Below are 24844 nucleotides of genomic sequence, written 5' to 3'. Positions count from 1 at the left end.
GTCAAAGGGGAACATTCGGTTCACCTTCGCGCCGAATTTCACCAAAGCGAGGGAACAGATATGGCCGGCGAGGCGCTGATCGTCATCGATGTGCAGAACGACTTTTGTCCCGGCGGCGCGCTGGCGGTGACCGATGGCGACCAGGTCGTGCCGGTGATCAACCGCCTGATACAGCGTTTCGAGCATGTGGTCCTGACCCAGGACTGGCACCCGGCCGGCCATTCGAGCTTTGCTTCTTCGCATCCTGGCGCGACGCCGTTCGAGACGGTCGACATGCCCTATGGCGCGCAGACGCTGTGGCCCGACCACTGCGTGCAGGGGACGAAGGGCGCAACGTTCCACGCCGGGCTCGAATGGACCAGGGCGGAGCTCGTCATCCGCAAAGGTTTCCGCCAAGCAATCGACAGCTATTCGGCCTTTTTCGAGAACGACCACGAAACGCCGACCGGGCTTGCCGGCTATCTGCGCGAGCGGGGCATTTCACGCCTGACGCTGGCCGGTCTGGCGACGGATTTCTGCGTCGCCTATTCGGCGATCGACGCGCGCCGGCAGGGGTTCGAGGCGAGCGTCGTGCTGGAGGGATGCCGGGGGATCGACCTTGACGGGTCGATGGCGGCAATGACGGCGAAGATGCGGGAAGCCGGGGTGGCGCTGGTGTGAAGGCGATTGAGCATGGCGCATGACGTCCTCGTGGTTCGACAAGCTCACCATGAGGGCTGCCGGAATGGATGCGGCTGATGCGTGCGCAACGCGGGCGTTTCAACAGCTCTCATCACGCACGACGCGGACGTTTCAACAGTCCTCATGGTGAGCTTGTCGAACCACGAGGGCGCTTGGTGCTATAGATTGAACCGCAACCCAGAGATGTGTTATTCTTGTGTTCCTCGCGCACGCAGGAGAACGACATGGAGGTCACCGTCTACATTCTGCGCTGCGCGGATGGCACCTATTACGCCGGCCTGACCAAGCAGGAGATCGAGGGTCGCGTCTGGGAACACAATGAAGGCATCTATGACGGCTACACTAAGTCGCGCCGGCCGGTCGAACTGATGTTTACGGAGACCTACGACCGCATTCTCGACGCGATCGCCCGCGAGCGGCAGATCAAGGGCTGGTCACGCGCCAAGAAAGAGGCGCTCATTGCGCTCGATTATGAGGCATTGCCTGATTTGGCGCGAAACCGGCAAGGAGAAGCCGGCGCCAAGCGCCCTCGTGGTTCGACAGGCTCACCATGAGGGCTGTTGATAGGGCTGCGCCGTGCATGATGAGAGCTGTCGAAACGCTCGCGTTGCTTATCCATCAGTCACAGCCCTCCCAGTAGCCCTCATGGTGAGCCTGTCGAACCACGAGGGCGCCTGGTGCCTGCCTCACCCCACCCCCACATAGCGATGCACCATTTCCGGGTCGGCGCGCAGGCGGTCGACATCGACCGTTTCGCGGTTGCGGCCGTTCTCGATGAAGGCGACGCGGTCGGCGACGGGCAGGACCGCATCGACGCGCTGCTCGACCAGGATGGTCGACACGCCGCGCGCGCGCAGGGCCGCCACCGTCTCGCGGATGCGGGCGATCATCGACGGCATCAGCCCCTCGGTGGGCTCGTCGAGCAGGAGCACCTGCGGCTCGAGGCACAGCGCGCGCGCCATGGCCAGCATCTGTTGCTCGCCGCCCGACAACGTGCCGGAACGCTGCTTCAGCCGTTCGCGCAGGATGGGAAACAGGTCGAGCACGCTGTCGCGCGTGTCACGGCCCTTGTTGCGGGTCATCAGGCCGATTTCGAGGTTTTCGCCGACACTGAGCTCGGAGAACAGCCGGCGCCCCTGCGGCACATAGGCAACGCCTGCCGTCGGCACCTCGTGGGGAGCGAGCTTCGTCAGGTCCGCATCGCCGAGCAGGATACGCCCGGCCGTCGCCGGGACGAGACCCATGATGGTCTTCAAGGCGGTCGTCTTGCCGGCACCGTTGCGGCCGAGCAGGCACAGCACCTCTCCGGCCTTCAGCTCCAGATCGAAGCCGCGCAGCACCTGCACATGGCCGTAGAAGCTGTCGACGCCTTCCATTGTTAGTGCGGCACGCATCTCATCCTCCGAGATAGGCCTGCTGGACGGCCTTGTTGGCGCGGATTTCAGCCGGTGCGCCCTGCGCCAGGATGCGGCCCTGCTCCATCACCGTGATGCGCTCGGCAAGCGCCATGACCACATCCATATTGTGCTCGATCAAAAGCACCGTCGCTTCCGCGCCGATCTGCCGGACGAGGCCGATGAAGTTTTCGATCTCGCCGTCGGAAAGTCCCTGCGTTGGCTCGTCGAGGATCAGCAGGCGCGGCTTGAGCGCCAGTCCCATCGCCACTTCAAGCAGGCGCTGGTGCCCATAGGACATGGTGCCGGCGATCTTGCCCGCGTGCCCGGCAAGGCCGACCTTGGTCAGCGCGTCCATGCCGTGCTCGGTCAAGGCCCTGGCGGAAAGGCCGCGCGCATGGTCGTCGATCAGACGCCGCTGCACGGCCAGCGCCACATTGTCGAAGGCGGTCAGATTGGCGAAGACGCTGGTGATCTGGAACGTGTAGGCGATCCCCAGGCGCACTCTGCGGTGGGCCGGCATCCGCGAAATCTCGCGCCCGTCGAAGACGACGCTGCCGGAGCTGGGCGCGACGCGGCCGCAGATCAGGCTGACGAAGGTGGTCTTGCCGGCGCCGTTGGGGCCGATGATGGCGTGCGTCTCGCCCTCCGGCAGGGCAAAATCCACCTGGTCGACGGCGCGCAACCCGCCGAAGGCGCGGCTGAGGCCGGCGGTGACGAGGAGCGGCGTCACGGCAGCCATGGCAGCCACCTTTCGCGCACCGTGCCGGCGATGCCTTTCGGGAAGAACAGGATGACGCCGATCAGCACCAGGCCGACCACCAGAAGATGGGCGGTGGTGTAGCTCGATGCCGTGTCGATCACGTAGAACATGAACAGGGTGCCGATCAATGGCCCGAGCGTCGTTGCCGCCCCGCCGACCAGCACCCACAACAGCGGCAGGATGGAATACTGGATCGCCGCGAAGCCGGAGCCGACATAGCCGAACAGCACGGCATAGGCGGCGCCCGAGGCGGCGCAGACGATGCCGGACAGGACCACCGAGGCGAGCTTGTTGGCGAACACGTTATAGCCGAGCATGCGCATGCGTTCGTCGTTCTCGCGGATGGCGATGAGGGAACGGCCGAACGGCGCGCGCACGACGAACAGGATGACGCCGAGCACCAGCGTGAACAAAGCCAGCGCCACGAGATAACGCGTCGAGGGATCGGACAGGTTGAGCGTGCCGCCGGGGAAGCCCAGCACGCGGGCCGCCTGCGGCAGGACCAGCCCCTCCTCGCCGCGCGTGTAGGTCGTGAAATAGAGCGTCGTCAGGTAGAACACCTGGGCGAACATCAAGGTGACGATCATGAAGGCGACACCGGTGGTGCGAAGCGCCAGGAAGCCGACGACGAGCGCCAGTCCAGCGCCCGCGGCAAGCCCGGCGGCAAAGGCCGGCCAGACGCTCCACTCCAGATGATAGATCGTCAGGCCTGCGCCATAAAGACCAGCGGCGAAGAACATGGCGTGGCCCAGGCTGAGCAGCCCGGTATAGCCGAAGGCGAGGTTGTAGCCCATGGCGAAGACGGCAAGCACCAGCACGCGGGCGAACACGCCGCGATGGTATTCCGGCAGGAGGAAGTTGAGCGCCAGGAGGGCAAGAACGACGCCGACATGCAGCGCGATGCCTTTGGCCGAGGGGGTCAGTCTGGTCATCGCGCCGCCGTCCCGAACAGGCCCTGCGGGCGGAAGACCAGCACCAGGGCGACGATCAGCGTCGCCAGCATCTTGGCCAAGGTCGGCGAGAAGAACATCGAGATGATGCCGTCCGACAGGCCGATCAGCACGGCGGCGACCACCGTGCCGCGCAGGGAGCCGAGCCCGCCGATGATGACGACGATGAAGGATAACAGCAGCGGGTCGTGCCCCATCAGATAATGCGCCTGCTGGATCGGCACGATGAGGACGGCGGCCACCGCCGCCAGCCCGGCGCCGAGCGCGAAGACGCCGGCATAGACACGGCCGACGGGAATGCCGAAGGCCTGCGCCATCTCGCGGTCGAACTGGGTGGCGCGCATGACGAGGCCGATCTTGGTGCGCGTCAGCACGAACCATGTAGCGAGCATCATCAGGATGGAAAAGCCGATGACGGCGAGCTTGTAGGCCGAGTAGCCGAACCAGGGCAGGCTGATGCGATAGGTGAACGGCGCCTCCACCGGCCGCGCCTCCGGCCCGTAAAAGGTGAGCGCCAATTGCTGGATGATGTACAGAAGGCCGATGGTGGCGACGATGGTCGCCTCCGGCTCGTATTTGAGCCGGCTCAGCACCAGCCGCTCGGCAACGAAGGCGATCGCCGCGACGACCAGCGGGCTCAGCACCAGCGCCAGCATAAAACCGACCGCCGGGTGCCCTCCGATAAGCGAGGAGAACCACCAGGCCAGCACCGCGCCAAGCATGTAGAACTCGCCATGGGCGACATTGACCACCCGCATCACGCCGAACACCAGCGACAGGCCGAGCGCCATCAGCGACAGGACGGCCGCCGTCACCAGCCCTTCGAGCGTCGCCAAGAGGAGATAGGGACCGAAGGCCATTCAGGAACGTGCTTTCATGAAAGGTCTTGGTGAGAGAGGTGGAAATGTCGAACCGGAGAGGCGCTCAGGCACCGAGCCGCCGAAACCCACAGACATCGGGAGCGTGACCGGTCCAAGTCGGGGTCGTCTGTCGTTGCGATACCGCACGGCATTCCGCCCTCGTGGTTCGACAAGCTCACCATGAGGACTTCTGTTAGCGGCCCTCCCCGAGCCTTGCAGCGGCGGCGCCATGCCTTCATCCTCATCCTGAGCTTGTCGAAGGACGAGGATGAAGGCACACGCGGGCAAGGCTCGACCGATCTCACCGAGCCTCAGAACGACATCGTCGTGTAATCGGCTTCCGGCTCGTAGGCGCCGTCCTCGATGGAGGTGCGATGCACGACCTTCAGCTTGCCGTCTGAGACCTGGCTGATGCTCTGCTCGCCGAACACCTGGTGGATCTTGCCGTTGAACAGCTTCTTGCCCTGCGGGTGGTCAGCGCCCGCTTCCATGTCGGTCATCGCCTCGGTCGCCTCGATCATCGCCGCACGGTCGCCAACGCCCTTGTAGTCGCAGGCTTCCATCGATGCCTTGATGACGTTGAGCGTCTCCCAGCAGCCGAACATGTGGGCGGCGGTCGAAACGTCCTTGGCGTCCTGCGTGCTGGCGCCATTGTCGTCGATGCCGACGGCCTCGCGATAGGCGGTGACGTAATCGGCCTGGTCGGCCTGCGCATAGCGCGGCATGCCTTCCCAGAAATGGCTGCCGTTGAGGAATTCGAGGCCCGGGCTCTTGATGTCGACGGCCTCCAGTGAATCGATGAAGCCGAACAATTGCGGTCCCGAATTGCCGAAGAACTCGCCCATTTCCTTGACGAAGGTGAGCACGGCCGGCCCGACCATGACGTGGTAGACCACATCGGTGTCGGTGGGGATCTGCGGGAAATAGCGGGTGAAGGAGGATTCCGTCGGCGGGATCGGCACCTTGGCGACCACCTCGCCGCCCTGCGCCTGAATGGCCGGCTCGAAGAAATCGCGGTGGTCATGGCCGAAGGCGTAGTCGGGATAGACCAGTGTCACCTTCTTGCCGAGATTGCCGGCGATCCACGGAGCGACGGAACGCACCTGCGCCTTCACATCGGTGATGCCGGGCTGCAGGCAGTAGCGGTTCAATTTGCCCGACGCCACGTGATAGCCCTCGCTGACCACGTAGTAGGGGATCTTCAATTCGCCGGCGGCCGGCGCCGAGCCGACGACCACATGGCTGAACAGCGTGCCGTAGACCAGGTCGACCTTGTGCTGGTTGGCGAACTTCTCGACCACTTCCGCGCCGCGCTTGGGATCGGTGCCGTCATCCTCGATGACGATCTCCAGCGGCCGCCCGTTGATGCCGCCGGCATCGTTGATGCGCTTTGCGGCGGCCGTCGTGACGCGCTCGTACCAGCGGCCATAGGCGGCGCCGATGCCGGTGCGGTGGCACTGGAACCCGATCCTAATCGGCTCGGAGGATTGCGCCTGGCCGTAGCGCACGAAACCTGGCGCGGCGATCAGGCCGGCAGCGGCGCCGAGCCCTTTCAGCGTAGCCCTGCGGGAAAGCCCGCTGTGGGAATTGATCTGAAACTTGCGATTTTCACTCATGCCGGTTCCCCATTGTTGTGATCGTTTGACCGAGCAATTCCAACGGCTGGAGACTTTTTCCAGCGTTGGAAAAATCACTTGTGTACAAACTAAATCACCAATCCATTCCCTTGGCAACAGGACATGCCCCAAGGGAAACGCGCCTGTCTTTTAGAGGATTTTGCCGGCGAGCGAAATCACCAAATCGGCGCAAAAACACGAAGAAACAAAGAGTTACAAAAACGGCCGATTCGCGAAAATTGGTTCTACTCTTCAGTCCGCCGCTAACCCGCCGTCGGCGCGGAAAGGAGCCACAGGCCGAAAACCGTGTAGGCGACCATCAAAATCGCCAGCGGAATCTGGCTGAGGCTCGCCCGCTGCGCCGAGCCGAACAGCCGGTAGGCGATCAGATGAGCGATGATGACGGCCAGCACATGCGCGCCGATGATCGCCAGCGCCTGCGCGTTCCAGATGATCCAGGCCGATTGCGCGCCGAGCGCCACGCCCGCCTGCACATGCATGCCTGCCGTGCCGAACAGGTCCCAGCCGCGCACCAGCGGGTCGGACAGTGCGGCCAGCGCATACTGGCCGTTGATGGCGAAGGCGACGAGATAATGCGAGAAATGATAGGCCAGCGCGATCGGCACGATCGACCAGACGAGCAGGCCCGCCGCGCGCGCCGGCGCGGCCCCGCCGGCAATCGCCTCTCCGAGCCGGACCGCCAGCACAAACGCCGTGCAGAGCGCCACGGCCATGGCCGCCAGTCCAAGCGTGTTCGGCGCGACGAGCGCCGAGCGGCCGGGAAATTCCAGCGGGTTCACGCCGATCAGGTCGAGCCAGAAGAATGTGCGCATGAAACCGTCGAACGAAACGGAGCCGAGGGCGAGCAACAGGAACACCACGCCGGAGGCCGGAAGAGCCTGGCTGTCGCTCAATTTATGGCCGGGCAGGCCGAGCGTGACGATTGCCCTTCCCTGCCCGTCGCGGAAAACGGCGAACAGGGAAAGCCGGGCGATCATGCCGAAGAACACCGACAGGAACTCGACGCGGCGTGTCCACGCCCGATGGCCGAAAAGCACGATCCCGACCATGGTGAACAGCCAATAGGCCGACACGGCAACAACCAGCCGCGCCGGATCATCGGGGGCGGGATAGACAAGCTCGAACCAGGCGAAGGCGAACAGCAGCAGCACCGCCGGACCCATGCCGAGCCATGCAGGCAGCCGAAGCCATCCCGTTTCGGGCACGCCGGCGCGCATCAGCACCCGCCACGGGCCGTACCACGGGTTGAGCCATGCCCAGAGATTGCCCAAAACGCCCTGAACCAGGGTCAGCCCGACCCACAGCAGGGTCCAGATGATCAACGGCAGCGGATTGGACAGCGGATCCCGGCTGCCGAACGCGCCGGCGACAAGCAGGCCGACGAAAAACAGGAACGACAGGAGGCTCGCCGCGGCCCGGCCGTCGAACGGCAGCCGCACCAGCCGCAGCCGCCGGCCGGCCTGCCGGTCGATGCCATCCGCCGGCAGGAAAACCAGGATGAGGAAGCTGAGCGCAACGGCCAGCATGCCGCCGAAGAGATAGTATTGCGTCGGCAGCAGAAGCACATGCCCACGGTCCGAAGCATGCGCCAATGCCTGGCCGCAATCACCGCTCCAGGCAAGCGCGGCGAGTACAGCAAGCGCCCATGGGCGGCCGCGCCGTGCCAGGCCGGTCACGCCGCCGTCCCGCCGTCCTCCGCGCCCTGCCCGTCGGCCAGCGTGTAGACATCGACGGTCAATCCGACATGCTGCTTCATCAACGCCAGCGCTCCCTCCAGGTCCCGGTCCAGCGCAAGCTCCATCAGGCGCGTGTGCTGGTCAAGCGACATCGCGTCATGCAGCGCGGCGACGGCCGCCTCATGGCCGACCGCATTGCCTGCGGCGGCGCGCAAGGTCGGCGTCACGGTGAGGAAGATGTGGTGCCGGCAGAGTTGTCCCCAGATTTGTGAATAGAAATGCTTCAGCCAGGCGGCATCGGCCGCCGAAAGCAGGGCTTCATGGAATTCCTGATGCTTCTGCACCCAGTCGAGCAGGATCGCTTCCGAAAGCCCGACGGCGGGAATCTTGCAACGCGACAGGCGATAATGCGCCGTCACCACCGCACCCTCCCAGTCGTTGCCGCCAGTGCGGATCGCCTCTTCGAGCAGCGCTGCCTCAACCGCCATGCGTGCCTTGGAAAGGTCTTCCAGTTCCTTGCGCGACACCGGCGCGACGGCAAAGCCGCGATTGCTGACGGCAGTGACCAGGCGTTCCGCCTCCAGCCGCGACAGGGCCTCGCGCAACGGCGTCCAGCCAAGCCCGTAGGTCTCGCGCAGGGCGCCGATGCGCAACGGCGCGCCGGGCATCAGCCGCGTCGCCAGAATGTCCCGCCTGAGCGTCAGGTAGGCCGCTTCCGTCTTGGTGCGCGGTTTTTCTTCGTCAATTGCGGTGTGCAGCAAGCAACGGTCCTCCTCGTGCCATGATTATATATAATTTTTCGTCCATTCAACAATTATATATAGTATTTGACAGCCCAAGACCCGGCGATATGATGACCGCTGCATCCGGGTGGGGAGGAGGCATGCGACGGCGCATGCGCAACCCCTCCGGCGGAGGAAAGCGGGCTCCGCCCAAGCCTCTGTTCGTTTGTTGTATGGCGTGATCGCGCGGTCGGGAAATCCCCTCCGCTCATCATGTCCGGGTCCTGTGGGAGGAATGACATGACCGGAAAGACAAGTTTATCGCTGCGCAGCCTTGCCGTTGCCGGCGCCCTGGCCTTTGGTCTCGGCTCGGCCATGGCCGAGCCGATCCGCATCGGCATCGCCAATTTCGGCGAGCATCCGCAGCTCAACACGGCCATCGAGGGTTTCAAGCAGGCGCTGACCGATGGCGGCTATGTGGAGGGCAAGGATGTCGTCTACTCGGTGAGCCACACCAATTTCGACGCTTCGCTGGTGCCGCAGATGATCGCCAAGCTGCAGGCGGAAAACCCGAAGCTGATGTACACCGTCACCACGCCGGTCTCGCAGATCGCCAAGAAGGCGCTAGCCGGCTCGGGCATCCCGATCGTCTTTTCCGCCGTCACCGACCCGGTCGCCGCCAAGCTCGTGCCTTCGTGGGAAGCGGGCGATGAAGGCATGACCGGCGCGAGCGACCTGCAGGATGTCGCCGCCGTGATGGAATTCGCCAAGAAGCTGGTGCCCGAGGCCAAGCGCTTCGGCCTGCCCTACAATCCGGGCGAGGCCAATGATGCGGCGATCCTCGACAAGGTCAAGGAGGCCGCCCCCGCCGCCGGCTTCGAGGTGGTCGAGGTCGGCGTCGACAACGTCAACGACATCCAGCAGCGCATCGCATCGCTGGCCGGCAAGGTCGACGTGATCTACACGCCCGCCTCGAACCTGCTGCAGCCGGCCATCGCGGCCGTTTCGGCGGCTGCCCGCCAGGCCGGTATCCCGATCATCAACTCCGATGACGGCGCCGTGTCCGACGGCGTCGTGCCGGCGAGCTTCGCGGTCAACTACCAGCAGGTGGGCGTCAACGCCGGCAAGATCGCCGTCGAGATCCTGAAGGGCGCCGACCCGAAGACGATCGCGCCGGTCAACCCGGCCTATGAGGACCACGCTCCGCGCATCTCGAAGAAGGGCATGGTCGCGTTCGGCCTGGAGATCCCCGAAGAGTTCGCCGATTGCGGCTGCATCGTCGACTGAACCGACGCCGAACATCTGCGGCGCCTCCAACGAGGCGCCGCATTCAATTCAAGGGAGGTGCCGGTGCTGGAAGTCCGTGCCGCGCGAAAAACATTCTACCGGGGACAGCCTGACGAAAAGGTGGCCCTCAACGGCCTCGACCTGACGCTGGCGACCGGCGAATTCGCCGTCGTCATCGGCTCCAACGGCGCCGGCAAGAGCAGCATGCTGAATGCCGTGTCGGGCTCGCTGATGCTCGATTCGGGCAGCGTCATCGTCAATGGCGACGACCTGACGGCCATGCCCGTTCACAAGCGCGCCGCGCGCATAGCCCGCGTTTTCCAGGACCCGATGCTCGGCACCGCGGCCAGCATGACCGTCGCGGAAAACATGCTGCTGGCCGATCTGCGCAGCAGACGGCGCACCCTGCGCCCCGGACTGAACGCCAAGCGCCTTTCCACCTATCGCGAACGCCTGTCGATCCTCGGCCTTGGCCTGGAAAACCGGCTCGACACGCGCGTCGAGCTGTTGTCGGGCGGTCAGCGCCAGTCGCTGTCACTGATCATGGCCGTCAGCGGCTCGCCCGACCTCCTGCTGCTGGACGAACACACGGCGGCGCTCGACCCGCGCACGGCCGACATCGTCATGAGCGCCACGGTTCGCGCCGTCGAGGCACTGAAGCTGACCACACTGATGGTAACGCACAACATGCAGCACGCAGTCGATTACGGTCACCGGGTGGTGATGCTGGATTCAGGACATGTCCACCTGGAAATCGGTGGTGCCGAAAAGGCCAATGTGACGGTCCCGGACCTGATCGGCCATTTCTCCACCAAGACCGACCGCATGCTGCTGGCGAGCTGACCCATGGATTTCCTGCAAACCACCCTGACGAGTTTCGTCGCCCTGATCCCGGTGACGCTGGCGCAGAGCCTGATCCTCGGTTTCGTCGTCGCCGGCATCATGATCCCCTTCCGCATGCTGAGCTTTCCCGATCTGACCAGCGAGGGCGCCTTTCCACTCGGAGGCTGCATCTGCGGCGTGGCGCTGGCCGCCGGCCTGTCGCCGATAACCGCGATCGGCATCGCCCTGCTGTTCGGCTTCATCGCCGGCTGCTGCACGGCCTTCATTCATCTGCGCTTCCGCATCCACACGCTGTTGGCCGGCATTCTGGTCATGACCATGCTCTACAGCGTCAATCTGCGCATCATGGGCCGTTCCAACCTGTCGGTGTTCGGCTCGACGACGATCTTCGACTGGGTGCCTTTCACGCAAGCTGGCTTTCCCATCGCCAAGATCGTCGCCGTCGGCATCATCTCGGTCATCGTCTTCCTGCTGTTGAACTTCTATTTCACCACCGAAAAGGGCACGGCTGTGCGTGCCGTCGGCGCCAATCCGGCCATGGCCGAGGCGCAGGGCATCAATGTCTGGGCGGCGACCATCGGCGGCGTCGGCCTGGCCGGCGCCTTCTCGGCCCTGTCGGGCGCACTGATGGTCCAGTCACAGGGGTTTGCCGACGTCAATATGGGCCTGGGCATCCTGATCAACGGGCTTGCCGCGCTGATGATCGGCGAGGCCATCGTCGGCAAGACGACGGTCTGGCGCCAACTGCTCGCCCCCTTCGCCGGCGCCATCGTCTACTACCAGCTTGTATCGTTGTGTCTTGCCGCAGGCATGCCGCCACCCGACCTGAAGCTGGCGACCGGCGCTTTCGTGCTGTTGATGCTGGCGCTGCCCAGCCTGCGCGGCGCCGGCGGCCGGCAGGCGGCGACGGCGCGCGAAAGCTTTCGCGAATAGAGGCCCTATCTGGCGCGGGCGCGGCCATCTTCCAGAGGCCGCGCTTCCGACGGCAGCATGATCGGAATGCCGTCGCGCACCGGATAGGCAAGCTGCGCCTTGGCCGAGACCAGCTCATTGGTCTCGGCGTTCCAGCGCAGCGGCCCCTTCGTCAGGGGGCAGACGAGGAGCTCGAGGAGCTTGCGGTCGATCCGTTGCGTGTCCATGGTGCCCATCCATTGCCTATTGCAGATGCCGGCTGGTATTCTCGCCGCCCTGCGCCAGGGCGATCTCGGTAATGGCGATCAGCGTCTCGGCGCGCGTTTTCAGGTCCGGCGCTTCCAGCAGCGCCTGCTTCTCCGCCGCGCCATATGGCACCATCATCGACAGCGCGTTGACCAGGCTGGCGTTCTCCGCTTGATTGACGCTGTCCCAGTCGGCTTCCAGATTGTTGGCGTCGAGATAGGCGCGGAAGACCCTGAGCAGGGCTGGCCTGTCGACCCGTTCCTCATCCGTTTCCTCGTGAAGATCGCTCTCGAAGGGCGTGATGCGGCACTGCCGGAACGGGGTGCGCACCGTCAGCTCTTCGGCCAGCCGGAACCGGCAGATGCCGTTCAGCGTGATCAGATAGCGGCCGTCGCCGGTTTCCGAAACCGAGGCGAGCCGGCCGACGCAGCCCACCTGGCACAGTTCCGGCTCTCCGTCGGCGCGTCGCGCCCCGTCGAGGCGCGGCTGCACCATGCCGATCAGCCGCGCGCCGGAAAGCGCATAGTCGGTCATCGCCAGGTAGCGTGGTTCGAAAACGTTGAGCGGCAGCCGCCCGCCGGGCAGCAACAGCGCCGCCGACAATGGAAAGACGGGGATCACACTGTCAATGTCACTCGCGCGCCGATAGGATAGATTGCCTGCCTTCACCGACTTCTCCCTGGATCACGATGATTTTGGCTTGAATCATTCCAGAACCATAAACGTGACCGCTCTCAACAAGTTAGAGCGGGATGCAGGCGGAAAACCGCTTCACGCTCTTCCTCATCCCGCTCTAGTGCCCTGCCCCAGTCAAACCGATAGGTTTGGACTGGGACAAGCAGGCCACCAGACTGTTGCATCCAGGCGACCTTGCGTCACTTGAAGGAAAGCAAAGCTATCCTTTCGGGTGCTGCGTCGCACTAGGTTTGCCCGTTATCTGGAGCAGCCTGGCGAATAAGCAAATAATCGGGCCCGTCTCAGGAAAACAGCAGCGATGACAATTTGCGCCGGGCAGCCAATGTTGCCGGGTCGGTCGGACCCCACGCCTCGAAGAACTTCAGCAACTGCGCACGCGCGCCATCCTCCTGCCATTCGCGGTCGGCGCGAACGATCGACAGCAGGCTTTCGGCCGCCGCCGCGCGGTCGCCCCTGGCGTTCTGCAACAGCGCCAGGTCGAAGCGGGCCTGGTGATCGGCCGGATCGGCCGCCAGGCGGCTTTCCAGGGCGGCGCTGTCGCCAAGGCCCGCCACCTGCTCCGCCAGCGCCATTTTTGCCCGAAGCGCCGCCACGGGCGCCGCATCGGCCTTGTCGGGCGGCACCTGGGCCAGGAGCTCGCCCGCCTGCTCCACCTGCCCCGCCTCGAACATCAGATCGGCAAGCCCTGCGATGGCATCGATATTGTCCGGCGCACGCTGCAGAACGGCCGAATAGATCTGCGCGGCCATCTGCGCGTCGCCGGCCGTCCGCGCCTCCGCGGCGGCAGCCAGCGCATCGTCGATCTCGGCGCCCGGCCCTGCCGTCCCGCCGAGCCGCTTGATGAAGTCCTTGACCTGGCTTTCCGGCAGCGCGCCCATGAAGCCGTCGACCGGTTGCCCGTCCTTGAAGGCGAATACGGCGGGGATCGACTGCACGCCAAGCTGGCCGGCGATAGCCGGATGCTCGTCGATGTTCATCTTGACAAGCTTTACCGTGCCGCCCGCTTCCCGCACGGCTTTTTCCAGAACCGGCGTCAATTGCTTGCACGGGCCGCACCAGGGCGCCCAGAAATCGACCAGCACGGGCTGGCGGCGCGATTCCTCGATCACATCCTTGCCGAACGCCGCCGTCGTCGTATCCTTGATGAGCTCTCCCGCTGGCGCCGGCGGCGCGTCCGACAAGGAGAACGCCGGCGTCGCAGCCGGCGCGGCATCGCCGGGAGCGGCAAACTCGACATTGGCCGTATACCGGGCTCCACCGGCACCATAGGCGCCTGCCTGGTCGTAAGGCCCCGCCTTGTCATATGGATTGTCGCGATTGGTCATTTGTGCCCCTTCCTCGATTCCAGGCCCGCCGCCATCCGTGCAGCGTCAAGCATCGCATAATTCGCCCACAATGTGGCGATCACTCGGTGACTTTCAAGACGAGCGGCGAATGCCGCGTGCTCTCCAGAAAACGCACCAGATCGTCGCGCGAGATCGACGTCGTTGCCGCGTTGGTGAGCGGATGCGCATTGATCGTCTCATTCTCCATCAAAGCGGCGTCGAGCACCACAGTTACCTGGCCATCCACATCGTTGACGACACCGAAAGCGGTGACCGAGCCGGGCTCCACGCCAAGCAGTTCCATCAGCTTGTCCGGCTTGCCGAACGAAACGCGGCCGGAAGCGCCGATCTTGTGATGGATGGACTTGAGGTCGACCACGGCATCCTCGTCCACGGTGACCAGGAAGAACCTGTCTTTCTTGTCCTTCAGGAACAGGTTCTTGGTGTGTCCGCCCTCGATCAAGCCGCGCAGGGACTGCGAATCGGCGACCGTGAACAGGGGCGCGTGGCGATGGGTGGTCGTCTCGATACCGAGCGCTTCCAGATGGCCGAGCAGTTCTTCGGGTGACTTGGGCATGATCGTACGGTTTCCTCATGTTCTCGTCGCTACAGGCTGTAAGCGCCAAGCCCGATCCATGGCAAGCCCAACCCATGGCAGGCCGCACACGGCCATCCGGCGGGTCACAGCCACCATGTTTCCCGGAGCCGCGGCCAATTCCGCGAAAGCGTTTTTGCCGCAGGCGATTTCCTGTTGCAATTGCCGTCAAGTTGAGACTATAAGCGCGCCGTCGGAAGCGACATAGTGAGCGGGCGTAGCTCAGGGGTAGAGCACAACCTTGCCAAGGTTGGGGTCGTGAGTTCGAATCTCATCGCCCGCTCCAGTTTCTCCGATGTTCGACCCGGAGACATGGGTAACAGAACGCACCTAGGACATGGGTGGCAACCCTCCTGCCGAACGGGTTGTCGATGGTCTGCAAGGTTCTCTGTTCCAGGTCGATATATCCCAGATCATAGTGCATGAAGCCGATCAACCAAATGCCATCCTCCACTTCCGGCAGACCCTCATAGGCTCTTGACGGTGGCACGTAGGCTTCGCTCGGGGTCTTCATGTCGAGCGCCTCGTGGGGCCGTTCCTCGTTGAACTTGCTAGTGAAGGCATCGAAGAGGCTCTCGGCAATACCTTCCCGCCGGCAAAGCGCCGCGATCGATTCCTCGCCGCGCAAGCCTTCCAGCACGATGCGGATCTTCTCTTGCGCCGAATACTGTTTGCCTGTGGCGCGGCGGATGTCCTTGATGGCCTTCTCCGCCGGCTCGTTCTGCGTCCCGGATTTCCGTTAAGCCGAAATCGTCTCATTGGCGCTGAAGCCGGACAAACAGTTTCTGAGTCTAGCCCCGCTGCGTCGACCAACGCTCCGGCCGCATCCCCTGCCGATTCCATATAAGCTGGGTCGCGATGAAGCAGGACGAGCGCGAACGCCCCATTCATCAGCAACACGATCTGCCGGGCAAGCCCCGACGGTTCGCGGACCGACCCATCAGATGCAAATTGCTCAGCGAGCCAGGCTTCGACCTGCTTCTTGTGCCGCATGCCGACCTTCATGGCCGGGTGGCCAGTCAGATTGGCAAGCTCCGCCGCCTTTCGCCGGAAACCGCAGCCCTTCTATTTTGTGCTCCTGGCGGAATGCGCAAGATTTTCGAAAATTGCCTGCGTTTTCTAACTGAGGTCGCCCTCAGACTCATCGAACCAGCGCTTGAACAGGATGAGGTTGGGCAGGTCGCGATCGTCGAGATAGGCGACCACCAGTTCGCCCTTGCTGCTGAAATGATAGTAGATTGTTCGCTTCGTCCCGCCGGCTTTTTCGACCACCGCATCAATGCTGACGCTGCGCACGCCTTCGCCATAGAACAGCTGCAAGCGACGGCGATGATGCGATCGCGTGTCGATGTCTGGGATGTCGCCATATCACTCATGTATACCGACCAGTCAATATACAAAATGCCGGATCTGTTGCATCCTGCCCGAGCAATTCACGACAAGGACACCCCATGACTGATCTGGTTCTCATCGAGCGTAGCGACGCCATCGTTACGCTGACCCTCAACCGCCCCGAAAAACTCAATGCGCTGAACTACGCCCTGATCGACCGCTTGTTGGACATACTGGATGTGGTCGAACTGGACGACGCCATCCGCGCGGTCATCCTCACCGGCGCAGGCGACAGGGCTTTCTCGGCCGGCGGCGATATTCATGAGTTTTCGCAAAGCGTGACACGCGGCCCGGACGCTGCGTTGCAGGATTTCGTCTGGCGCGGCCAGAGACTGACGGCGCGCCTCGAAGCCTTCCGCAAGCCGGTCATCGCCGCTGTCAACGGGCTTGCCTACGGCGGCGGCTGCGAGATCACCGAGGCCGTGCCGCTGGCCATCGCCAGCGACCGGGCGATCTTCGCCAAGCCGGAGATCAACCTCGGCATGCCGCCCACATTCGGCGGTACGCAGCGTTTGCCACGGCTTGCCGGGCGCAAGCGCGCCCTCGAATTGCTGCTGACGGGCGATACTTTCTCGCCAGAACGAGCGCTCGAACTCGGGCTGGTCAACCAGGTGGTGGCGCATGCCGACCTGTTGCCGGCGGCGAATGATCTCGCCCGACGCATCCTGCGACACTCGCCTCTGGCCGCGGCCAGCATTCTCATTGCCGTGACGCGCGGCATCAATCAAAGCATTGCCGAAGGCCTGCTGATCGAAGGCGAGCAGTTCGCTCGTATGGTCCCGACCGCCGACCTGCGCGAGGGGCTGGATGCCTGGATCGCGAGGCGCGCGCCCCACTATCCGGGATCCTGGGCGGCGCACGCAGCAAAGGAATGAACCAATGACCGACAAATACACGGCATTCTCGAAGGAAACCTTCGCCGCCTTCCGCGCCAATGATCGCACCGCGCCGCTCCACATGCTCAACCAGATACGATAGGCGACGTGTCGCACGCCTTGGCGGTTCCTCGCGCAGGCAACGCCCGGGGAAGACAGGAAGCCGTGTCGGCGATAATAATTCCAGTCATTGCTGACCGATTCGGAAGGAGCGCCGGTGACTGAGAGCGTGCCGTCAAAGCCGCGTGTATCGCGCGGCGTTCAATCGATCGAGACGGGTGGCGCGATCCTGATGGCGCTGGCGCGGGCCGGCGGCCCGCTGAAGCTGCGCGACCTGGCCGAGACGCTGGACATGGCGGCGGCGCAACTGCACCCCTACCTGGTCTCCTTCCGCAACATCAACATGGTCGAGCAGACGGAGACAGGGCAATACCAGCTCGGCCCCTTCGCCCTGCATCTAGGCCTCACCCGGCTGCGCAACCAGAACGCCTACCGCGAAACCATCCGCCGTCTGCCGGAACTGGCCGAGGAACTTGGCCTGATGGTGGCAATCACCGTCTGGGGCCTGCACGGGCCGACCATCGTCTATCTGCAGGAATCGTCGGCGCGTATCCACTCCAACGTTGCCGTCGGCGGTACCTTCATGGTCACCATGACGGCAACCGGAAAGGCCTTTGCCGCCTTCCTGCCGCCGAAGATGACCGAGCCGCTGGCTCGCGCCGAGCTGGAAGGGCGCGAACCCTCCTTGTATGCCATTCCCGGCGTCAGCGAGGAGACGTTCCGCCGCGAGGTCGGCGTGGTGGCAAAGCTCGGCTACGCCATCACCAAGGATGCGCCGATCCCCGGCGTCAGCGCCATTGCCGCGCCGGTGTTCGACCACACCGGAACGGTGCAGCTGGTGGTAACGGTCATCGGCCCGACCAATTACATCGACCTAGCGGAAGACGGCGCCTGCCTTCCGCGCCTGATGCGCTTCACCGAGGCACTGTCGCGCGATCTCGGCCATATCGAAGACGCCTGACCAAGCGCGACGGGATGAGCCCGGCGGTGGCGACGCACATCGTCATGCCCGGCGCGCTGCCGCCTCCTGGCCCCGCCCCGAGGACCTTCACGAATTGGCGCCGGACATGTGCCGCGCCGCGATGTAGCCGAAGGTGATCGCCGGCCCGAGCGTGATGCCGCCGCCGGGATAATTGCCGCCCATGATCGACGCCGCGTCGTTGCCGGCGGCGTACAGGCCGGGGATCGGTTTGCCGGCTTCATCGAGCACACGGACATTCTCGTCGCATTTCAGGCCGGCAAACGTGCCGAGATCGCCGACCACCAGCTTGACCGCGTAGAACGGGCCGCTTTCAATGGGCGCGACGCAGGGGTTGGGCTTGTGCTCGGGATCGCCCAGCGAGCGGTTGTAGGACGTCGACCCCTTGTGGAACTCCGGGTCCTCGCCCTTTTGCGCGTGCTCGTTGAAGCGCGCCACGGTGCGCTCGAGCTGTTCCGGATCGACACCGATCTGTGTGGCGAGCGCCTCGAGCGTCGCCCCCTCGCTCAGATAGCCCGAGCGAATGTGCTGACGGAACGGCACCGGCGCCGGCTTGACATAGCCCAACCCGTATTTGCGCAGCACCCGGTGATCGGCGATGAAGAAGGCGCAGATCTCCTCGCCTTCCTCCCCGCAGGACTTGACCATCGCCTGGCAGAAATCATGGTAGGAATTGGCCTCGTTGACGAAGCGGCGACCCGACCGCGTGACGGCGATGACGCCCGGTTTGGAGCGATCGACAAAATGCGGAAAGACGCCGAGCGTGCCGTCGCCGCGCGGCGGGCGCGAGACGGGCACCCAGGCGGCCGCGTTGGGCAAGGTGTCGTCGATGCCTGCACCGACGGCCTCGCCGAGCCGCAGCCCGTCGCCCGTGTTTCCGGGCGGCGCCGGCGAAACATGTTCATAGCCGGCTGGCGCATGCGGGAATAGCGCCTTGCGGCGCACGGGATCCTGGGGAAAGCCGCCGGCGGCCAGCACCACGCCCTTGCGGGCCGTAACCTCGACCGCGCCTTGCTTCGTATCGACGACGGCGCCGGTCACCGCGCCCTTCTCGTCGCGCAACAGCTCACGCACGGGCGCACCCGTCCAGATCGGCACGTTCCTGTCGAAGCAGGATTTCGCCAGCCGCGCCACCAGCGCATTGCCGTTCATCAGCCGCATCGGCCGCCCGTGAAAGGCCATGTCGCGCAGGAATTTGAGGAATAGCTTGCCGACATAGAAGGCCGAGACCGGCGATCTGGTGACATTGAAGAAATGCAGCAGTTCCTTGCCCGAGCCGATCATCATCCCAAGAAAGGTGATCTCCGAAAGCGGCGGACGCAGGCGGCTGATCTCGCCCTTCAGTTCGCGCCCATCGAAGGGCCGCGCGACGATCGAACGCCCGCCGTCCATGCCCCCCGGCGCGTCTGGATGATAGTCGGCAAAGGTCGGGCCGAGATCGAATTTCAGCGCCGTGTTCTCCTCGAAGAACTCCACGGCCTTCGGGCCAGCCTCGAGAAAGGCGTCGACGCGCGCGGCGTCGAAATGATCGCCCGCCTCATGCTGCAGATAGCGGCGCGCCTTTTGCGGGCTGTCTTCCACCCCGGCACGCTTTGCCGGTCCATTGCAAGGCACCCACATCCAGCCGCCCGAGCGCGCCGTCGTGCCGCCGAAGACCTGCTCCTTCTCGACCACCAGGACATCGAGGTTGCGGTGGGCCGCCGAAACGGCGCTCGACAGGCCGCCGGCGCCAGAGCCGATGACGAGAACGTCGCAGACATGCTTTTTCATAGTCGAAATCCCTGCTGTGCGATGGGAAATGGGGAAAGGTTCAGGCCGCCAGATAGCCGCCGTCGACAGGCAGAATGACGCCCGTCACGTAGCTCGACATGGGCGAAGCGAGGAACAGGACCGGCCCGACCAGCTCCTCCGGCTTGCCGGTGCGTCCGAGCGGCGTGTGCGCCATGAACCGGCCGATGGCGGCCTCATTGCCACGTGTCGCCTCGGTCATCGGCGTGTCGATCACGCCCGGCGCGATGGCGTTGACCCGGATGCCGCGTGGAGCCAGTTCATGCGCCAGCGCCTTGGTGAACTGCGCGATGGCGCCCTTGCTCGCCACATAGGCGGGGATCCCGGGGCCTGCGGCCTGCGACATGATGGACGCCAGGTTGACGATACGCCCGCCGGTCTTTTCGAGCTGCGGCACGAAGGCCAGCACCATGTTCTTGGTGCCGTCCACATTGACCCGGAAGGTCGCGTCCCAATGGCTGTCGAAATCCGCGTCGTCCAGTCCATGGCGGCGGATGATGCCGGCATTGTTGACCAGGATTGTTGTGTCGCCCAGCTCCTGGCCGGCACGCGCGGCAAAGCTGCGGCAGGCCATCTTGTCGGACACATCGACCGTCGCCGCCAGTGCCGTGCCGCCGCTAGCGACGATCATTGCCGCCGTCTCCTCGGCGCCCTTGCCGTTCACGTCGCACACCGCGACCCGGGCACCTGCCCGGGCCAGGCCGAGCGCGATGGCCCGGCCGTTTCCCTGGCCAGCGCCCGTCACCACCGCGACGCAATCGCCGATCTCGATCATCGCCCACTCCTAAAAATTAGGTCATTGCTAATTCATTTGATTATAATTAATGTTGCCGATGAGCAAGCCGGTTGGGCAATATTTCCGCCGCGCCTTGCACGAGCTGGCGCGAAACGCGTCGGGAGGATGAATTGCGCCCGCAAAGGGCGACATCAGGGGAGGACCTCATGACAAAACGGCTTGTCGCCGCAGCGCTGGCTGCGACCATGCTTTCCACCGCTCCGGCCTATGCCGAGAGCTTCGACCTGCAGAGCGTCTTCGGCCTCCAGGTGCCGTCGATCGGACCGAGCCCGGCGAAATGGGCCGAGCGGGTGAAGCTGATGACCGGCGGCGAAGTGGAGATCAATGTCCACGGCGCCGGCGATTTCGTACCGCCCTTCGAGGTGTTCGGCGCGGTCTCCTCCGGCGCGATCCCGATGGGCTTCGACTGGATCGGCTACTGGGCCGAGACCATTCCGGTCGCCAACCTGATCGGCTCGATGCCCTTCGGCCCGACCCCCGACGTGGCGCTCGCCTGGATGTTCGAGGGCGGCGGCCTGGAGATCATCCAGAAGGCCTACGACCCGCACGGCGTGAAGGTGCTCCCTTGCCACCTGGTGGTGCCGGAGGCCGGCGGCTGGTTCAACAAGGAGATCAACACGGCCGAGGACTTCAAGGGCCTCAACATGCGCATCGCCGGCCTCGGCGGCAAGACGCTGGCCAAACTCGGCGCCAACACCCAGCTCGTGCCGGCGGGCGAAATCTTCGTCTCGCTGGAGACAGGCCGCATCGACGCCACAGAGTTCTCCGCCCCGCAGCTCGATCTCGGCTTCGGCTTCCAGAAAGTGGTCAAGAACTACTACTTCCCCGGCTGGCACCAGCCGTCGAGCTGGGATTCCATCATCATCAACATGGATGTGTGGAACGGCTTCGACGAGGCCACCCAGACGATCATGGTCGAGGCGTGCAAGGCCAACATCACCTACAATCTGGGCGACCAGCTCAACGCGCAGGCCGAGGCGATCGCCACGATCCGCGAGGCGGGCGTCAATGTGCGCCGCTTCCCCGACGAGGTGCTGATCGCGATCCGCGAGCAGGCCGAAGCGGTGCTGATCGAAGAAGCCGCCAAGGATCCGATTTTCAAGGAAGCCTATGAATCGCTGACCGCCTATATCGACCGCGTCGGCGAGTGGGAACGCCTGCAGGCCATCCCGCACAAGCAATAGGGTCAAGCCCCCTGAGGTCCCTGGGGCTCGGGAACTCGGGGGGTTTACGCCGCGCGTTCCGGCCGATAAGGCCGGGGCGCGCTTTCGCCCATCCATCGCCAGAGCGGAAGATCATCGTTGAGAGTGCGCTCATGACCCGTTTCCTTCATCGGTTGCAATCCGCCTGCACGTGGCCTGGCCGGATCGTCGGCTGGCTGGTCCTGCCGCTGATCCTCAGCGTCTGCCTGACGGTTCTGGCGGCGCAACTGGGCATCAACGTCCTGGCGGAATGGGCCGAACCCGTGCCGTTGTTCGGCAAGGCGCTGACGGTCAACACACTGCTCGACCTGCAATGGCACATCTTCGCGCTGATCGTCCTGTTCGGCGGCGTCTATGCCTTCCGCGACAACAGCCATGTCGCCGTCGACGTTTTCTCGTCGGGCTTGCCGGAGCGGGCAAAACTGGCGCTGCGCCTGTTCGGCGACCTGGTGTTCCTGCTGCCGTTCTGCGTCATCATCGCCTGGTACGGTTACGGTTTCGCCGAGAAGGCCTTCATCTCCAGCGAAGGCTCGACTTATGGCGGCCTGCTCGACCGCTGGATGATCAAGGCGGCAATCCCCGCGGCCTTCTCACTGCTCGGCCTGTGCGCGCTGCTGCGCGCCCTGTCGATCGCCCTCGAACTGGCGGGCTTTTCCGCCAAGCATGGCGGCGCAGCCCGATGAACGACGCCTATTTCTGGCCTATCCTGATGCTGATCGGCTTGATGGCCGGCATCTTCACCGGCTATCCCGTGGCTTTCGTCCTGGCCGGCATCGGCCTGATCTTCGCCTTTCTCGGCGATGTGCCGATGCTGTTCCTGTCGCTCGGCGTCTCGCGCATCTATTCGGGCATCCTGACCAACTGGCTTCTGATCGCCATTCCGCTGTTCGTCTTCATGGGGCTGATGCTCGAGCGCTCGGGTGTCGCCCAGCGCCTGCTGCGCTCGCTCGCCTCCGTGTTTCGCGGCCTGCCGGGCGGCTACGCCTTCGCCGTCGCCATCATCGGCGTCGTCATGGCCGCCTCGACCGGCATCATCGGCGCCTCGGTGGTGCTGATGGGCATGATGGCCCTGCCCACCATGCTGAAGAACGGCTATGACGCCAGAATTTCGACCGGCCTGATCGCCTCCAGCGGCACGCTCGGCATCCTCATTCCGCCGAGCGTCATGCTGATCGTGCTGGGCGACCAGATGCGCGTCTCGGTGGGCGATCTGTTTATGGGCGCGATCGGGCCGGGCCTGCTTTTGGGCGGGCTTTACCTCGCCTATCTGATTCTCGTCGCCATCTTCCAGCCGCACCGCATGCCAGCGGCTGCGGCCGAGGACAACTCCGATCCGCTGTGGCTTGTCGCCTTCGCACTGGTCCGCGATCTGCTGGCCCCCGTGGCGTTGATCGCCGCCGTGCTCGGCACCATCGTCACGGGGATCGCCACGCCGACCGAATCCGCCGCCATCGGTGCGGCCGGCGCGATGCTGTTGGCGCTCCTGTCGGGCAAGCTCAGCCTGTCGGTCCTTGCCGATGCGCTGCGCGACACCACCAAGACCACGGCGATGATCATCTTCGTCATGATCGGCGCGACGATTTTCAGCGTCATCTTCCGCAAGCTCGGCGGCGACCAGATGATCATCGATGCCTTCGCGCTGCACGGCGACAATCCCTATGCGGTGCTGCTCACCATCATGCTTTTGGTGTTTGTGCTGGGCTTTTTCCTCGAATGGGTCGAGATCACGCTGGTGGTGGTGCCGATCGTTGCCCCCATCGTCGCCGGCCTCGATTTCGGCATGACGCCGGAGCAGACGCTGATCTGGTTCGCCATCGCCCTGTCGGTCAACCTGCAGACCTCGTTCCTGACGCCGCCCTTCGGCTACGCCCTGTTCTACCTGCGCGGCATCGCGCCGGAAGGCGTGTCGATCTCGACCATCTATCGCGGCATCATCCCCTTCGTTGTCCTGCAGCTCCTGGCGCTGACCATGGTGATGCTGTGGCCGCAGATCACATTATGGCTGCCGTCCTATCTGGCCAGGTGAGCTTCACCCCGGCCTTAGAGCGGGATGAGGAAAAGTGCGAAGCGGTTTTCCGCCCGCATCCCGCTCTAACTTATTGAGAGCGATCACGATGATTTTGGATTGATTCAATCCAAAATCATCGTGATCTAGCGGGGAACAATTCGCCGGCCAGCGCCGCCAGATGGCGCACCGCGGCGCTGCCGCCTAGGTCGCGAAAGGCGAGGCCGATCTCGATCTCCGGCTGGCGCTCAGCCAGGCGTAGATAGGCGACGCCGGGCCGCACCAGATTGCGCATCGTCGCCGGCACGAAGGCGATGCCCAGCCCGCTCGAGACCAGGTTGATGATCGTCTGCATCTGCACCGCCTGCTGCCCGGCGACGGGCGCGGCGCCATGCTCCGCGTAATAGCGCGTGACGAGATCGTGCAGCGCCGGCGCGCTGTCACGCGGAAACAGGATCACCGGCAAATCGCGCAGCGCCTCGAAACGCAGCCTGCCGCCCGCCGGTGTCAACCGCCCCGACACGATCCACTCCTCGGGCACGGCGACCACCAGCGCCTCTCGCTCGATCGGCACGTAGCGCAGCAGCGACGGCAGGCTGCCGCGCGGCGGAGCGATGATCACCCCCGCATCGAGCGTCCCGTCGAGCAGCTCGGCAATCTGCACGTCGCTGGTCGATTCCCGCAGCACCAGTTCGACCTCCGGATAGTGCTCCTTGAAGCGCCGCACGAGGAGCGGCAGGAAGCTGTAGCTGACGAAGCTGATGAAGGAGAGGCGCACCGTGCCGATCTCGCCGCGCGACAGGCGGCGGGCGATCTGCGGCAACGCCGTCGCCTCGTCCAGCACCCGGCGGGCATGCGGCAGCCATTCGCGCGCCACCGGCGTCAGCGCCACGCTGCGCCGCGTGCGCTCGAACAGCTTCAGCCCGAGCTCGGCTTCGATCATCTGGATGCTCTGGCTGAGCGGCGGCTGCGTCATGCCGAGGCGCTCCGCGGCACGGCCGAAATGAAGCTCCTCGGCAACGCTCACGAAATGCCTGATTTGCCGGATGTCCATGTACCGCTCATTCGCCAGTCAGATTATTGCAATAGGATATATATATTTCTCATATCACTCAAACTCTCCTAGCCTTGCCTTGCTGCAATCCATGCGTGATCGCGGC

24 protein-coding genes, 1 tRNA gene and 2 pseudogenes are annotated in these 24844 nt (G+C 64.5%); 11 read left to right on the top strand and 16 right to left on the bottom strand.

Annotation, left to right across the window (positions count from 1 at the left end; genetic code table 11):
• Positions 1-60: 60 nt before the first annotated feature.
• Positions 61-660 carry a bifunctional nicotinamidase/pyrazinamidase gene (pncA, locus tag AB843_RS02005; protein ID WP_048645078.1) on the top strand — a complete coding sequence of 200 codons (600 nt, stop codon included), beginning with the start codon at positions 61-63 and terminating at the stop codon, positions 658-660.
• 245 nt (positions 661-905) lie between these two features.
• On the top strand, positions 906-1235 hold the full coding sequence (locus tag AB843_RS02000; RefSeq protein ID WP_048645209.1) for a GIY-YIG nuclease family protein: 330 nt from the start codon (positions 906-908) through the stop codon (positions 1233-1235).
• Positions 1236-1367: 132 nt separating this feature from the next.
• Here the strand turns inward: AB843_RS02000 and AB843_RS01995 are convergent, their stop codons facing one another.
• The 7 genes from AB843_RS01995 to AB843_RS01965 form a co-directional block, all read right to left on the bottom strand.
• A complete protein-coding gene (locus tag AB843_RS01995) occupies positions 1368-2075 on the bottom strand; it encodes an ABC transporter ATP-binding protein (RefSeq protein ID WP_048645077.1) in 708 nt (235 codons plus the stop codon).
• 1 nt (position 2076) lies between these two features.
• On the bottom strand, positions 2077-2817 hold the full coding sequence (locus AB843_RS01990) for an ABC transporter ATP-binding protein (protein ID WP_087587009.1): 741 nt from the start codon (positions 2815-2817) through the stop codon (positions 2077-2079).
• Entirely contained in the window at positions 2805-3770 is a 966-nt protein-coding gene (locus tag AB843_RS01985) for a branched-chain amino acid ABC transporter permease (protein ID WP_048645076.1), read from the bottom strand. Before AB843_RS01985 ends, AB843_RS01990 begins: the two co-directional genes overlap by 13 nt.
• Positions 3767-4648, bottom strand: a complete 882-nt coding sequence (locus AB843_RS01980) for a branched-chain amino acid ABC transporter permease (RefSeq protein ID WP_048645075.1) — start codon at positions 4646-4648, stop codon at positions 3767-3769. Before AB843_RS01980 ends, AB843_RS01985 begins: the two co-directional genes overlap by 4 nt.
• Positions 4649-4959: 311 nt before the next feature.
• On the bottom strand, positions 4960-6264 hold the full coding sequence (locus AB843_RS01975; protein ID WP_048645074.1) for an ABC transporter substrate-binding protein: 1305 nt from the start codon (positions 6262-6264) through the stop codon (positions 4960-4962).
• A gap of 263 nt (positions 6265-6527) precedes the next feature.
• Positions 6528-7961, bottom strand: coding sequence for a hypothetical protein (locus AB843_RS01970; RefSeq protein WP_048645073.1), 1434 nt, complete (start codon positions 7959-7961; stop codon positions 6528-6530).
• A complete protein-coding gene (locus AB843_RS01965) occupies positions 7958-8722 on the bottom strand; it encodes a GntR family transcriptional regulator (protein ID WP_082143595.1) in 765 nt (254 codons plus the stop codon). Before AB843_RS01965 ends, AB843_RS01970 begins: the two co-directional genes overlap by 4 nt.
• Before the next feature lie 261 nt (positions 8723-8983).
• Between AB843_RS01965 and AB843_RS01960 the strand changes: the two genes are divergently transcribed.
• From AB843_RS01960 to AB843_RS01950, 3 genes are all read left to right on the top strand, one after another.
• On the top strand, positions 8984-9970 hold the full coding sequence (locus AB843_RS01960) for an ABC transporter substrate-binding protein (RefSeq protein WP_048645072.1): 987 nt from the start codon (positions 8984-8986) through the stop codon (positions 9968-9970).
• A gap of 63 nt (positions 9971-10033) precedes the next feature.
• A complete protein-coding gene (locus AB843_RS01955; protein ID WP_048645206.1) occupies positions 10034-10813 on the top strand; it encodes an ABC transporter ATP-binding protein in 780 nt (259 codons plus the stop codon).
• A 3-nt stretch (positions 10814-10816) separates the two neighbouring features.
• Positions 10817-11746, top strand: coding sequence for an ABC transporter permease (locus tag AB843_RS01950; RefSeq protein WP_048645071.1), 930 nt, complete (start codon positions 10817-10819; stop codon positions 11744-11746).
• 5 nt (positions 11747-11751) lie between these two features.
• Here AB843_RS01950 and AB843_RS01945 read toward each other — a convergent pair whose 3' ends face one another.
• From AB843_RS01945 to AB843_RS01930, 4 genes are all read right to left on the bottom strand, one after another.
• The gene (locus AB843_RS01945; RefSeq protein WP_048645205.1) at positions 11752-11952 is read right to left on the bottom strand and encodes a Trm112 family protein; all 201 of its coding nucleotides are present in this window, start codon (positions 11950-11952) and stop codon (positions 11752-11754) included.
• A 16-nt stretch (positions 11953-11968) separates the two neighbouring features.
• The gene (locus AB843_RS01940; protein WP_048645070.1) at positions 11969-12640 is read right to left on the bottom strand and encodes an LON peptidase substrate-binding domain-containing protein; all 672 of its coding nucleotides are present in this window, start codon (positions 12638-12640) and stop codon (positions 11969-11971) included.
• A 308-nt stretch (positions 12641-12948) separates the two neighbouring features.
• Entirely contained in the window at positions 12949-13992 is a 1044-nt protein-coding gene (gene trxA, locus AB843_RS01935) for a thioredoxin (RefSeq protein ID WP_048645069.1), read from the bottom strand.
• Between the two features lie 79 nt (positions 13993-14071).
• Positions 14072-14569 (bottom strand): prolyl-tRNA synthetase associated domain-containing protein, encoded by a 498-nt coding sequence (locus AB843_RS01930; protein WP_048645068.1) that lies wholly within the window; start codon positions 14567-14569, stop codon positions 14072-14074.
• Between the two features lie 229 nt (positions 14570-14798).
• Here AB843_RS01930 and AB843_RS01925 point away from each other — a divergent pair.
• A tRNA-Gly gene (locus AB843_RS01925) sits at positions 14799-14873 on the top strand.
• Positions 14874-15125: 252 nt separating this feature from the next.
• On the opposite strand, the pseudogene AB843_RS26050 reads toward AB843_RS01925, so the two are convergent.
• Positions 15126-15287, bottom strand: a pseudogene (locus tag AB843_RS26050) (transposase); the annotation flags it as partial.
• 98 nt (positions 15288-15385) lie between these two features.
• Positions 15386-15954 (bottom strand): annotated as a pseudogene (locus AB843_RS01920) (TetR/AcrR family transcriptional regulator); the annotation flags it as partial.
• Between the two features lie 84 nt (positions 15955-16038).
• Between AB843_RS01920 and AB843_RS01915 the strand changes: the two are divergent.
• Both AB843_RS01915 and AB843_RS01910 read left to right on the top strand, forming a co-directional pair.
• Positions 16039-16854: a crotonase/enoyl-CoA hydratase family protein gene (locus AB843_RS01915; protein ID WP_048645067.1), complete on the top strand. Its 816-nt coding sequence runs from the start codon at positions 16039-16041 to the stop codon at positions 16852-16854.
• Positions 16855-17071: 217 nt separating this feature from the next.
• A complete protein-coding gene (locus AB843_RS01910; protein ID WP_157384403.1) occupies positions 17072-17875 on the top strand; it encodes an IclR family transcriptional regulator in 804 nt (267 codons plus the stop codon).
• An 87-nt stretch (positions 17876-17962) separates the two neighbouring features.
• Here the strand turns inward: AB843_RS01910 and AB843_RS01905 are convergent, their stop codons facing one another.
• Both AB843_RS01905 and AB843_RS01900 read right to left on the bottom strand, forming a co-directional pair.
• The gene (locus tag AB843_RS01905) at positions 17963-19663 is read right to left on the bottom strand and encodes an FAD-dependent oxidoreductase (protein WP_048645066.1); all 1701 of its coding nucleotides are present in this window, start codon (positions 19661-19663) and stop codon (positions 17963-17965) included.
• Between the two features lie 40 nt (positions 19664-19703).
• Positions 19704-20456 carry an SDR family NAD(P)-dependent oxidoreductase gene (locus AB843_RS01900; RefSeq protein ID WP_048645065.1) on the bottom strand — a complete coding sequence of 251 codons (753 nt, stop codon included), beginning with the start codon at positions 20454-20456 and terminating at the stop codon, positions 19704-19706.
• Between the two features lie 167 nt (positions 20457-20623).
• Here AB843_RS01900 and AB843_RS01895 point away from each other — a divergent pair, with 167 nt between their 5' ends.
• The 3 genes from AB843_RS01895 to AB843_RS01885 all read left to right on the top strand — a co-directional run bounded on the left by AB843_RS01895 (position 20624) and on the right by AB843_RS01885 (position 23705).
• Positions 20624-21661 (top strand): TRAP transporter substrate-binding protein, encoded by a 1038-nt coding sequence (locus AB843_RS01895; RefSeq protein WP_048645064.1) that lies wholly within the window; start codon positions 20624-20626, stop codon positions 21659-21661.
• 131 nt (positions 21662-21792) lie between these two features.
• Positions 21793-22362, top strand: coding sequence for a TRAP transporter small permease subunit (locus tag AB843_RS01890; RefSeq protein ID WP_048645063.1), 570 nt, complete (start codon positions 21793-21795; stop codon positions 22360-22362).
• A complete protein-coding gene (locus AB843_RS01885) occupies positions 22359-23705 on the top strand; it encodes a TRAP transporter large permease (RefSeq protein ID WP_048645062.1) in 1347 nt (448 codons plus the stop codon). Before AB843_RS01890 ends, AB843_RS01885 begins: the two co-directional genes overlap by 4 nt.
• Before the next feature lie 115 nt (positions 23706-23820).
• Here the strand turns inward: AB843_RS01885 and AB843_RS01880 are convergent, their stop codons facing one another.
• Complete coding sequence (locus AB843_RS01880) at positions 23821-24738, bottom strand: LysR family transcriptional regulator (RefSeq protein WP_048645061.1); 918 nt, start codon at positions 24736-24738, stop codon at positions 23821-23823.
• Positions 24739-24844 lie beyond the last annotated feature (106 nt).

The organism is Nitratireductor soli (assembly GCF_001050155.1).
Lineage (GTDB): Bacteria > Pseudomonadota > Alphaproteobacteria > Rhizobiales > Rhizobiaceae > Nitratireductor > Nitratireductor soli.
The sequence above is the reverse complement of the archived record's forward strand: the minus strand, read 5'-3'. Positions and strand labels throughout refer to the sequence as shown.